Origin of the sequence: Bacteroides sp. 1001136B_160425_E2 (assembly GCF_015559655.1) — a bacterium.
GTDB classification, from domain to species: Bacteria; Bacteroidota; Bacteroidia; order Bacteroidales; family Bacteroidaceae; genus Bacteroides; species Bacteroides luhongzhouii.
This window is the reverse complement of record NZ_JADMQH010000005.1, coordinates 98,960-112,132: the sequence shown is the minus strand read 5'-3', so window position 1 is coordinate 112,132 and position 13,173 is coordinate 98,960. Positions and strand designations below refer to the sequence as shown.

Here is a 13,173-nt window from a genome sequence, read left to right as displayed (position 1 = left end):
GGCAATAAAACATTGTCCTCTTTTTTTTTGTTATATTTGCGCTCACATTATTATATATAATAGAAGTAAAGAATGAAAGAATTTGTAATATCCGAAGCCAAAGTAGAGACAGCAGTGCTTGTCGGACTCATCACACAAACGCAGGATGAGCGTAAAACGAATGAGTATCTGGATGAACTGGCTTTCCTTGCCGAGACGGCTGGGGCGGAAGTAGTGAAACGATTTACGCAGAAGTTGCCCACAGCTCATTCTGTGACCTATGTCGGAAAAGGAAAGTTGGAAGAAATCAGACAATATATTCGTAACGAAGAGGAAGAAGAACGTGAAGTAGGAATGGTCATCTTTGATGATGAGCTTTCTGCGAAGCAGATTCGTAATATTGAAGCTGAACTGAAAGTGAAGATACTGGATCGTACTTCATTGATTCTTGATATATTTGCCATGCGTGCGCAGACAGCCAATGCGAAGACACAGGTGGAGCTTGCGCAATATAAATATATGTTGCCGCGTTTGCAGCGACTCTGGACTCACTTGGAACGCCAGGGAGGTGGTTCTGGTGCCGGTGGTGGTAAAGGTTCCGTGGGACTTCGTGGTCCGGGTGAAACACAGCTCGAGATGGACCGCCGTATCATCCTGAACCGTATGTCATTACTGAAAGAACGCCTGGCGGAGATTGACAAGCAGAAGGCTACCCAACGAAAGAATCGCGGACGTATGATACGTGTTGCACTGGTTGGTTATACCAACGTGGGAAAATCAACCATGATGAATCTTCTCTCCAAGAGCGAAGTGTTTGCAGAAAACAAACTGTTCGCGACTTTAGACACCACTGTACGCAAAGTGATTATTGATAATCTACCGTTCCTGTTGTCAGATACGGTAGGATTTATTCGCAAGTTGCCTACCGACCTGGTCGAATCTTTTAAATCTACCTTGGATGAGGTGCGTGAAGCAGATTTGCTTGTGCACGTAGTCGATATTTCCCACCCCGGATTTGAGGAACAGATTGAGGTGGTGAACAAGACACTGGCAGAGATTGGCGGCAGTGGCAAACCTATGATACTTGTATTTAATAAAATAGACGCTTACACCTACGTGGAGAAAGCGCCGGACGACCTTACCCCCCGAACAAAGGAAAACTTAACACTCGAAGAACTGGTGAAGACGTGGATGGCAAAGATGGAGGATAACTGCCTCTTTATTTCCGCCCGCGAACGAATCAATATAGACGAACTGAAAAATGTAGTTTATCAGCGAGTGAAAGAATTACACGTTCAGAAATATCCCTATAACGATTTTCTTTATCAGACCTACGAAGAAGAGGAAGAATAATCAATATGTCAAAGTGCAGATGTGCCGATTTCTATGCAACATGCGTAGTCAATTGACACATTAGCATATTGACACATTAACACATTATTAAAATGAAAGACTATCGTAGATTGACTGAAGATGAGGTACTTCAGTTGAAGAGCCAGTCGTGTCTGGCCGATGATTGGGGAAATGTATCAGTGGCAGAGGGCTTTAATTGTGAGTACGTCCATCATACCCGTTTCTCGGGTGAAGTAAAACTGGGGGTATTCGAATCTGAATTTACATTGCCAGGGGGAATTAAGAAACATTCGGGATTACGTCATGTGACGTTACACAATGTATCGGTGGGTGATAACTGTTGTATTGAAAATATCCAGAATTACATTGCTAATTATGAGATTGGTAGTGATACCTTCATTGAGAATGTAGATATAATCTTAGTGGATGGATTAAGCACTTTCGGTAATGGGGTAGAAGTGGCCGTTTTGAATGAAACAGGGGGGCGCGAAGTGTTGATGAACGACAAACTATCTGCGCATCAGGCATATATACTTGCGCTGTATCGTCATCGTCCCGAACTGATTAACCGCATGAAAGCAATTGCGGATTATTATTCTAACAAACACGCTTCTGCTGTCGGTAGTATTGGCAATCATGTCATGATTCTCAATACAGGTTCAATCAAGAATGTCCGGATTGGTGATTACTGTCACATTTGTGGAACTTGTCGTTTGTCCAATGGAAGCGTCAATAGTAATGTGACAGCGCCTGTACATATCGGTCACGGGGTAATTTGTGACGACTTCATTATCTCTTCCGGTTCAAAAGTGGATGACGGCACAATGCTGACCCGTTGTTTCGTCGGACAGTCCTGTAAATTGGGACACAATTATTCCGCTTCCGATTCTTTATTTTTTAGTAATTGTCAGGGAGAGAACGGTGAGGCGTGTGCTATTTTTGCAGGTCCTTTCACTGTGACACATCATAAGTCTACTTTGCTGATTGCCGGAATGTTCTCGTTTATGAATGCAGGCTCGGGATCCAATCAGAGCAACCACATGTATAAGTTGGGACCTATTCATCAAGGAACGATGGAAAGAGGAGCGAAGACTACTTCTGATTCATATATCTTGTGGCCGGCACGTGTCGGAGCGTTCTCATTGGTAATGGGACGTCATGTCAATCATGCCGATACATCTAATCTTCCTTTCTCTTACCTGATAGAGCAGCGGAATACAACTTATCTGGTTCCGGGAGTCAACTTGAGAAGTGTAGGTACTATCCGTGATGCACAAAAATGGCCGAAACGTGATAGCCGCAAAGACCCGAACAGGCTGGATTATATCAATTATAACCTGTTGAGTCCTTATACCATTCAGAAGATGTTCAAAGGTCGTTCCATTTTGAAAGAATTGAAACGTGTGTCCGGTGAAACTTCAGAAATCTACTCTTACCAGAGTGCTAAAATCAAGAACTCTTCTTTGAACAACGGAATCCGTTTTTATGAAATTGCTATCCACAAGTTCTTAGGAAATTCCATCATAAAACGACTGGAAGGCATTAACTTTCAGAGCAATGAAGAAATCCGCCAACGCCTGAAACCCGATACGGAAATTGGTATTGGCGAATGGGTGGATGTTTCCGGACTGATTGCCCCCAAGAGTGAGATCGACCGATTGCTGGATGGCATTGAGAGAGGAGCTGTCAATCGTTTGAAGTCCATCAATGCAAGCTTCGCGGAAATGCATGAGAATTATTATACTTATGAATGGACATGGGCTTATCATAAGATTCAGGAATTTTATGGCTTAGATCCGGAAACGATAACAGCACAAGATATCATCGGTATCGTGAAAGCCTGGCAGCAAGCTGTTGTCGGATTGGATAAGATGGTATATGAGGATGCTAAGAAAGAATTCTCGTTGTCTTCCATGACCGGATTCGGTGCTGATGGCTCTCACGACGAAATGAAGCTGGACTTTGAGCAAGTACGCGGTGATTTCGAAAGCAATACATTTGTGACTGCTGTGTTGAAACATATTGAAGATAAAACAGCTCTTGGAGATGAGCTTATCAAGCGAATTGAAGCTATCGTAGAATAATCGAAACAGCAAACTGTAAACAAAACAGTGGGCGGTGAACAGCAGATGCCGGAGGATAGCATTGCTTGTTCGCCGCTTCTTGTTTTATAGTTTAGGGTTGTCTCTTGCTGTTCCTTCTTTTCTCCGTTATTCATTCTTAATTCTTCATTCATCATTCATCATTCTTCATTCTTAATTACTACCTTTGCCACACTAACTAACATTACGTAATAAAATAAGAAACTTATGGCAACACCTCCGTTTAAGTATCAGCCCATGTTTGAAAAGGGAAAAGATACAACTGAGTATTATCTGCTTACAAAAGACTATGTATCAGTAAGCGAGTTTGAAGGAAATCCCATCCTGAAAATTGAAAAAGAAGGTTTGACTGCGATGGCTAATGCTGCTTTTCGTGATGTATCATTCATGCTTCGTCGTTCACACAACGAACAAGTTGCTAAGATTCTGAGTGATCCGGAAGCAAGTGAAAACGATAAGTATGTGGCGCTGACTTTCCTGCGTAACGCAGAAGTTGCTTCAAAGGGCATACTTCCATTCTGTCAGGACACTGGTACTGCTATTATTCACGGTGAAAAAGGACAGCAGGTGTGGACTGGATATTCTGACGAAGAAGCGCTTTCACTGGGCGTATATAAAACATACACTGAAGAAAACCTGCGTTATTCACAGAATGCGCCTCTGAATATGTATGATGAGGTAAATACCAAATGTAACCTCCCTGCACAGATTGACATCGAAGCTACCGAAGGTATGGAATATGAATTCCTTTGTGTAACAAAAGGTGGTGGCTCTGCCAACAAGACGTATTTGTATCAGGAAACAAAAGCGATCCTGAATCCCGGTACACTGGTTTCGTTCCTGGTTGAAAAGATGAAAACATTGGGAACAGCAGCTTGTCCTCCTTATCATATCGCTTTCGTAATTGGTGGTACTTCTGCTGAAAAGAATCTGTTGACAGTGAAATTAGCTTCTACTCATTTCTATGATAATTTGCCGACTACCGGAAACGAATATGGCCGTGCATTCCGCGATGTCGAACTGGAAAAAGAAGTATTGGCAGAAGCTCACAAGATTGGGTTGGGGGCACAATTCGGAGGTAAATATCTTGCTCACGATGTACGCATCATCCGTCTGCCTCGTCATGGTGCTTCTTGTCCGGTAGGGTTGGGCGTATCTTGCTCTGCCGACCGTAACATCAAATGTAAAATCAATAAAGAAGGTATCTGGATTGAGAAACTGGATTCAAATCCGGGTGAACTTATTCCGGCAGAATTGCGTCAGGCTGGTGAAGGTGATGTTGTAAAGATCGACCTCAATCGTCCGATGCCTGAAATTCTGAAAGAACTGACTAAATATCCGGTTGCTACCCGTCTGTCATTGAACGGAACGATTATCGTAGGCCGTGACATTGCTCATGCTAAACTGAAAGAACGTTTGGATCGCGGTGAAGACTTGCCACAATATATTAAGGATCATCCTATTTATTATGCAGGTCCGGCAAAAACTCCGGAAGGCATGGCGTGTGGCTCTATGGGTCCTACTACGGCAGGACGTATGGACTCTTATGTAGAACTGTTCCAAAGTCATGGCGGTAGCATGGTGATGTTGGCAAAAGGTAACCGTAGCCAGCAGGTGACAGATGCTTGTAAGAAATATGGTGGTTTCTATCTTGGCTCTATCGGAGGCCCGGCAGCTATCCTTGCACAGAATAACATCAAGAGCATCGAATGTGTGGAATATCCGGAATTGGGTATGGAAGCTATCTGGAAGATTGAAGTAGAAAACTTCCCTGCATTTATCTTGGTAGATGATAAGGGTAATGACTTCTTTAAACAGTTGAAACCGTGGAATTGCAAAAAATAACCGGTTTATACCTATTGGGATAAAACTGTAAGAAGAGGTTGTAAATACCGTGAATTTATAAGGGGCTGTCTAACTTTTTTGTTGTTAGACAGCCCCTCTTCTTATTTTAAGGACTTAAAGATTTTCCGAATATTTACTTTTGCAGTGTAAATATCAACTTTTCATCATTTGTGATTACTTATTCTGTTCTTTTTTCCATTTTTCATATCTCTTCAACACCTTACTTCCATCTTTGTTATACCAGCTATAGCCATTCCGGCGCTCGTGCCCGATTTCTGATATATCATATTTTTTAATGCCGTCACGGTCGCAGAAAAAAGGCCGGTTTGTCTCCAGTTCATAAAAACGTGCCCAAAGAGTAGGGCAGTCTTCACAAGGAATCATGCGATAATCTTTTTTGCCTTCACTGTTAGTGAAATATTCCTTCTGTATTCCTTTTATTTCAGACTTTTGGAACCATTTGATAGCTCCTTCTATGGATTTTACAACGTCTGCAGATGGATTGGGAAGTGACATCAGCAGCAATACAATATTGTCAGACTCTTGTCCGCTTAGTGACGGGAGTTCATAGGCACGTGCTTTGCAGGGTTCCAAAGTGACACGGTCGTGTTGGGCGCACCATACTGTTAACTCTCCATTTTGGCGCACCTGCGTTTTGAGTATACACTCTATCCCTTTATTAAATGCATTATGTGCTTGTTCGCAGATATTGTCAGGAAGGAAAGTGTACGGAGCTTTCTTTTCGTATATGGCCCGAAGTTGATTCATGACTCTTACCATTGCATTGTCATTGTAGGTGATTTGTACATAATAACCTTTGGGACGCGGATAAAATTGAGGCCATCCACCGTTTTCATACTGTGATTTGAGCAAATATTGAATACCATTCAGCACTCCTTCTTTATATTTCTCCTTTTGCGTAGTCAGATAAAGCCGTGACAAATATTCTATTTCTGTGGTAGTGGCATTGTTATCAATGGTACTTTGGTTGGTATCTTCTTTAGCTTTTAGTGCCGCATTATATTCTTGTTCCGTCAGTTCCGCCGGCATATAGATATTCTTAGGCCAGCCTCCGGTCGTTTGTTGATATAGTAACACGTTGTCACCGATGCGTTGGGCTTCTTCCGTCTTGAAGAAATCATCGTCAAATTTGGGAGCGATGTGTACCCATTCTTTGTAGTTTTGCTGTTTTCTGTAATCTGTTGCTTTTTGGGCTGAAACATTTGTCAGGATAAAAAGTAGCAGTAAGAAAAGGCTTAGTTTTCTCATGGCTTTTATTATTTAATGTTTTTATGGTATGCAAATGTATGCTCCTTATTCCAGATACTTCGTAATCTTTCCACTGATTTGCAACAGTGATATTTCGCAAAGTTTCGTATTGTATTCGGCGGAGAGGATGCGTTCCTCTGCATCTAACAAACTTTTTTGTGCTTCGCGCACTTCAAAGCCGGAGAGGTCTCCCTGTATATAACGGTCCATGGCAATATCGTGGTTGTCCTTGGCGGTTATCAGGTTTTGACGTTCCAGATTCAACAATTGGAGATTGTTGCGATAGGCTTGCCATAGGTTACTAAGATCAGAGCGGAGTGCTAACTCCATGTCCTGTCGTTCCAGACGACGATTTTTGAAAGCCAGACTTGCATTTCTCTTTTCGCGGCGACGATTACCGTCGAATATATTAAAACCGACAGTTATTCCGGCATTAAAACCCAGTTCACCTCTTCTACTGTTTGCGTTGATGTCATACTTGTTGAACGTATATCCATATCCGGTATTTAATTTGAGATATGGATAGTTGCGTGAGTTTATTTTCTTGTAGTCCAATTGGGCAAGTACCGTGTTTTGATCGGCCTTAAGCAAAGAAGCATTGGTTGCTAACGTAGAATTCCACAAATCATCAAATTGCAAGTCGCTGTGTACGTCGATGGTGGAGTCTTTGATAATAATGTTTTGATTGACGTTGTTGTTGGCCATTAGTTCATTCAATTGGATGCGTGAAGAATGTAGCAATTCCTGTTGTTTGATGTATTGGGCACTGTCTGCATTGAAATCCACTTTTGCCTGCTGATAATCCAGTCCTGAAAACTTACCGACCAGGTGACTAGCCTCGGCTATGCGCAAGCGCTCTTTGGAAAGGGACATTGCATAATGAAAGTTTTTCAGACGGATCTTCTGCTGGATAAAATTATAGTATTCGGAAGTCAGGGCAGCAATAAAATCTTCAATAGCAATACGGGTGTTGGTTTCCCCCTGACGTTCCAGCTCTTTCAACTGTTTGTAGGTGGTACTGATATTGAATCCGTCGAAAATAGTCCAGTTGAGGTTAAGACCGACATTAACCGTCTGATCGTAGACTCCGTTATTCTTTGTTATTTCCCCGGTAGCACGCGCCTTGGTTTCAATATTGTCCAGGTTTCCGGTATATCCGGCAGAGAAGTCCAGTGTAGGCAGGTAACCCGCATTTCCTAATGTTGCGTTGTTTTTGCTGATCTGCTCTTCATTATGGATGATACGTAAAGAGTAATTGTTTTGCAATCCTTCTTCCAGACACTCCTTTAGAGTGAGGACTTGTGCCTTTGCAAAAGAGACTGATAAGAAGGCACATGCAATGGTTATATAAATGATGCGTTTCATGCAAATTCCTTTCTGTTTCATTCTTGTAGTTTTTTGATTCGGTTAGTCGAAATGTAACTGTAAATAGCCGGTACAATGTACATCGTAAGCAGAGTAGATACGACCATACCACCCACGACCGCCGTACCCATGGCAATACGCTGGTTACAACCTTCTCCGGTGGCAAATGCCAGCGGAATAAGTCCCAAAACCGTAGAGGCACTTGTCATCAGAATCGGACGGAGGCGTTGCAGGGCAGCATCTTTGATGGCACTCATTTTATCCTCTCCGGCTTCTTGTTTCTGATTGGCAAATTCTACAATCAGGATACCATTCTTCGCCACCAGGCCGATCAGCATGATAATACCGATCTGACTGAAAATATTCATCGTAATATCTCCGAAATACATGAAGACCAAAGCTCCGGCAATAGCCAGTGGCACTGTCAACATGATAATCAACGGATCTTTGAAACTTTCAAACTGGGCTGCCAGAATCAGGTAAATCAAAAGGATAGCCAGGATAAAGGCGAACATCAGACTGGATGAACTTTCACGATATTCCTTCGAATCTCCTGACAGAGCAGTGCGGAAAGTGTCGTCTAATGTTTCTTTGGCAATCTTATCCATTTCATCCAGGCCTTGTCCGATTGTTTTGCCATCTGCCAATCCCGCAGAGATCGTAGCTGACACAAAACGGTTATAGCGATATAACTTTGGAGGTGCAATACCGCTTTCCAATTCAATCAAGTTATCCAGCTGAATCATATCTCCACTATTGCTACGGACGTAGATCGCTTTCAGGTCGGCTGGTTTATTTCGTTGCTGGCGGTTGATTTCACCAAGAATTTCGTATTGTTTACCGTTCATATAGAAATATCCCATACGCTGGCCACTTAATCCATATTGCAGCGTTTGAGCAATGTTTTTGGTACTTACCCCCATAATACTGGACTTGTCGCGGTTGATCTGAATACGAGCTTCCGGTTTACTGAACTTCAAATCAACGTCCGCCATCTGGAAGACTGGATTTTCATATACTTTAGCCATAAACTTGGGCAACACTTCTTCCAGTTTTTCCAAATTGGTAGCCTGAAGTACATATTGAACAGGCATACTTCCACGACGTCCGCCGAAAGAAGACTGCTGCTGTACGAATGAACGCGCCATTGTTTTCTTCTGTACCGCTTTTGATATTTTCTCTGCAACATCCATCTGGGTGTAATTACGTTCATTCATATCCTTCAGCGTGATGCGCACGTTTCCGCTACCGCTGGATACACGGGCAGTTATAGATTCCGCATCAGTAAGAATAGAGTCTACCAGCTGATTAATGTCTTCCGTATAATCTCGGATATATTCATAAGTGATGCCTTCTGCTCCTCGTGTATTGATACTGATTTGCGAACGGTCTTCAAGTGGAGCCATTTCCGCGGGAATTGCATTCCACAGAACACCAATCAGGCATATGGTAATGAAAGTAAATGGGAGAGCGATCCAGCGTTTGCTAAGGAAAGCGGCAAGTGACCGGCTGTATAGACGGTTCATTCCTTCAAAGAACGGTTCTGTCTTGGCATAGAACCAACTCTGTTTTTCCCGTTTAATAAGTAACTTTGTTGCCAGCATCGGAGTGAAAGTCAATGCGGCAAATGAAGAAATAATAACCGAACCTGAAATAACGATACTGAACTCACGGAATAATCGTCCCGTCATTCCATCCATAAAGACGATAGGGAAGAATACCGCCACCAGCGTAATAGTGGTAGAGATAACAGCAAAGAAAATTTCTTTGGCTCCTTCTATTCCCGCTTCTTTCGGGGCCATTCCTTTCTCTATACGGATGTAGATATTTTCCGTCATAACGATGGCGTCATCTACCACCAGTCCCACCGATAGTACGATGGCGAGCATGGAAAGCACATTGATGGAGAATCCTGCCAGATACATAACGAAAAATGCACCGATAAGCGAGACAGGGATTACGATACAAGGCACCAACGTGACGCGCCAGTCACGCAGGAAGAGGAAAATGATGATGATTACGAGTACAAAAGCCTCATATACAGTTGACTTTACCTCATTGATAGACGCACGGATAAACTTGGTATTATCAAAACCATAATTATAGTGTACATCTTCCGGCAAGTCTTTTTTCATCTGCTCCATACGTTGGTATACAGCATCCGCGATCTCAATATGGTTGGCTCCCGGTTGTGGAATGACTACGACACCCACCATAGGAACGCCATTCATCTTCATATAACTCTTAATATCAGCAGGCCCCAGTTCTGCACGTCCGATATCACTGAAACGTACAATACGGTTATTCTCTTCTTTGACAATCAAGTCATTGAATTCATCTGCGGTATGCATCAATCCTAAAGTACGGATCGTCAACTCGGTAGTATTTCCTTCGATGCTACCTGAAGGAAGTTCCACATTTTCATTGTCTACAGCATTTTTGACATCGATGGGAGTGATACCGTAACCGGCCATCTTTACCGGGTCGAGCCAAAGGCGCATGGAGTAACGTTTCTCTCCCCAGATAGATACGCTACTTACATCGGAAATAGTCTGTAGTTGTTCTTTTACAGTGAGGTCCGCTATTTCGCTTAATTCCAACAGAGAACGTTTGTCACTCTGAAGGGCAACCATCAGGATAGGCATGGCATCGGCATCGGCTTTTGAAACTGTCGGTGGGTCACAGTCGCGAGGCAGATAACGTTGGGCACGTGAAACCTTGTCACGTACGTCGTTGGCCGCTGTTTCCAGATCGACGGACAATTCAAATTCTACTGTGATACGGCTTTGCCCCTGCTGGCTCACACTGGACAAAGAACGTATACCGGGAATACCGTTGATATTCTGCTCCAACGGTTCGGTTATCTGGTTCTCGATAACATCGGCATTAGCTCCCGGATAAGAGCAGCTGACAGAAATGATCGGATTATCTACCGACGGATATTCGCGGACACCCAAATAGTTGTATCCGATGAATCCGAAAAGGAGGATAATAATCGTTAATACTGTGGCTAATACCGGGCGACGTATACTTAATTCGGATATATTCATAGGGCGCTGGTATTATTAATCAATGTTGTCAAGTGTAACGGCGAGTCCGGTACGGAGTTGCAGTGTTCCTGAAGTAATGATTGTATCTCCTATGTGTAGCCCTCTTATTGCCTGTACTTCAGATGCGGTGCGGATGCCGGTAATGATATCCACCGGTTCGGCTTTTCCTGATTTGTACAGGTAGACTTTATCTTTACCCATTTCCGGCACAATTGCTTCCGTAGGGATGGCTATCGCATTAGGAATCTCATCCTTTTTCAACAGTACACTGGCGTAACGGCCGGGAAGCAGGGTGTGATTGACATTCGGGTATAATGCACGGGCGGTAAATTGATGCAGATTCGGATCGATGGCAGATTCTACAGCGTATACTTGTGCGCCGAAAGCATCCAATGTTCCTTCAACGCTGAAATTGAGATTGGTTCCCTTTTTGATTTGTTTGGCATAGCGTTCCGGTACGGAGAACTCAACTTTCAGTGGAGCGATTTTTGTCAGTTTGGCTACAACTGTAGTCGGGGAGGCATACGTACCGACACTGACCTGTCGAAGTCCGATAATCCCGTCAAACGGAGCACGAAGTTCAGTCAGTTCAATATTAGTTTTTATAATTTCTATATCGGCATTCAGGGTTGCTAAATCCGTCTTCACCTGTTCGTAGGCTTCTTTACTGACAGCATCCCGTTTCAATAAAGCGTCCTGACGGAATACACGGTCTTCTGCCAGTTTCAATTGCGAAATCAATCTTTGCAGTTGTGCTTGCAACTGTCTGTCATTCACTTTGGCTAGTAATTGGCCTTTCTTTACGGCTGTTCCTTCTTCAAAGTTGATTTCTACAATCTTTCCCGACGTTTCGAAAGATAAATCCACTTCTTCATCGGGTAGAAGAACACCGGTAGTGGTAAACTCATCTGTCAGGGATTGCGGTTTTATGACCTTGGCGTTCACATTTAGAACTTGTTTCCCTCTTTTCTGATTGCCACTCATCACTTTGTCGGCGGCTGTTAGTTCGTCGTTTTTTTTCGGTAATTGTGAGTAGATTCCTCCACCGATAATCCCGGCACCAACAAGAATAATGATGCCCCATTTAGTCTTTTTATTCATGGTTTAGTATTGTATATCGCAATTATATTATCTCTTTAGAATAATTAGACTCTCTCCGATGGGAAAGGTTTAAAGAAAGGAAGATTAAAAAAGAGTTAATCAGTAAGCAGCCCGATATTTTCCTTCCTCTTTATCTTCCAACATATTCAGATAAGAGGTATAACGGGATTCGCTGATGAGGTGGTCTTCCACTGCTTTGCGTACGGCACATCCCGGTTCATGACGATGTGTACAGTTGCCATATTTGCAGTCGGCGGAGGTTTTGAATATTTCAGGAAAATAATGTCCGATCTCTTCTTCCTCCATATCGAATGTGCCGAAGCCCTTGATACCCGGAGTGTCGATGATATAGCCATCTCCTTCTACAGGGAACATTTCGGAGAAAGTAGTAGTATGCATTCCTTTGTTGTGGTAAGAAGAGATTTCGCCGGTTTTGGTTTCTATACCCGGCAGTATGGAATTGATAAGAGTCGATTTGCCGACTCCCGAATGACCGGAAAATAAAGTAATATTGCCTTCCAGCGCTTTTTTGATTTTGTCCACTCCATTGCCGTTCTTTGCGGAAACTTTGAAGCAAGGGTAGCCGATTTGTGTGTATAAGTTGATAAGTGCGTTCAGATAGCGGAGTTCATCTTCGTCGTAAGCATCTACCTTATTGAATACCAGTTTGACAGGGACGCGATAGGCCTCTGCGGATGCAAGAAAGCGATCAATAAAAATAGTGGAAGTTTCGGGATAGTTGATGGTTACCACCAGCATACACTGGTCGAGATTGGCAGCAAGGATGTGAGATTGTTTGGAAAGATTGGAAGAACGGCGGACGATGTAGTTCTTTCTATCTTCTATTTCACTGATAAAGGCAGTGCCTTCCTGATTAAGTATAATCTGAACACGATCGCCTACTGCTACAGGATTGGTACTGCGAATCCCTTTCAATCGGAAATTACCTTTGATTTTACATTCGATAGATTGTCCGTCATCGGTTTTCACCTGATACCAACTACCCGTGTTTTTGATTACTAATCCCTTCATATTGATTACAGATTAAAAATGAAGAATGAAGAATTCAGGCTGTGTTTCAACTGAATAATACAGCATTGTGATTCCTC

The 13,173-nt window shown here is 42.9% G+C and carries 8 protein-coding genes; 3 read left to right on the top strand and 5 right to left on the bottom strand.

What is annotated here, in order from left to right:
• Positions 1 to 72 precede the first annotated feature (72 nt).
• The 3 genes from hflX to I2I04_RS06515 all read left to right on the top strand — a co-directional run bounded on the left by hflX (position 73) and on the right by I2I04_RS06515 (position 5,279).
• Complete coding sequence (hflX, locus tag I2I04_RS06525; protein ID WP_143257654.1) at positions 73 to 1,332, top strand: GTPase HflX; 1,260 nt, start codon at positions 73 to 75, stop codon at positions 1,330 to 1,332.
• A 92-nt stretch (positions 1,333 to 1,424) separates the two neighbouring features.
• Positions 1,425 to 3,416: a DUF4954 family protein gene (locus I2I04_RS06520; RefSeq protein WP_143257655.1), complete on the top strand. Its 1,992-nt coding sequence runs from the start codon at positions 1,425 to 1,427 to the stop codon at positions 3,414 to 3,416.
• A 225-nt stretch (positions 3,417 to 3,641) separates the two neighbouring features.
• Positions 3,642 to 5,279, top strand: a complete 1,638-nt coding sequence (locus tag I2I04_RS06515; protein WP_195654613.1) for a fumarate hydratase — start codon at positions 3,642 to 3,644, stop codon at positions 5,277 to 5,279.
• Between the two features lie 174 nt (positions 5,280 to 5,453).
• On the opposite strand, the gene pelA is transcribed toward I2I04_RS06515, so the two are convergent.
• The 5 genes from pelA to rsgA form a co-directional block, all read right to left on the bottom strand.
• Positions 5,454 to 6,548, bottom strand: a complete 1,095-nt coding sequence (pelA, locus tag I2I04_RS06510) for a pectate lyase (protein ID WP_195654612.1) — start codon at positions 6,546 to 6,548, stop codon at positions 5,454 to 5,456.
• A gap of 45 nt (positions 6,549 to 6,593) precedes the next feature.
• Positions 6,594 to 7,934, bottom strand: coding sequence for a TolC family protein (locus tag I2I04_RS06505; RefSeq protein ID WP_081352715.1), 1,341 nt, complete (start codon positions 7,932 to 7,934; stop codon positions 6,594 to 6,596).
• Positions 7,931 to 10,963: an efflux RND transporter permease subunit gene (locus I2I04_RS06500; protein WP_195654611.1), complete on the bottom strand. Its 3,033-nt coding sequence runs from the start codon at positions 10,961 to 10,963 to the stop codon at positions 7,931 to 7,933. Before I2I04_RS06500 ends, I2I04_RS06505 begins: the two co-directional genes overlap by 4 nt.
• A gap of 15 nt (positions 10,964 to 10,978) precedes the next feature.
• Positions 10,979 to 12,064, bottom strand: a complete 1,086-nt coding sequence (locus I2I04_RS06495; protein WP_195654610.1) for an efflux RND transporter periplasmic adaptor subunit — start codon at positions 12,062 to 12,064, stop codon at positions 10,979 to 10,981.
• A gap of 99 nt (positions 12,065 to 12,163) precedes the next feature.
• A complete protein-coding gene (gene rsgA, locus I2I04_RS06490) occupies positions 12,164 to 13,096 on the bottom strand; it encodes a ribosome small subunit-dependent GTPase A (protein WP_195654609.1) in 933 nt (310 codons plus the stop codon).
• Positions 13,097 to 13,173: the final 77 nt, after the last annotated feature.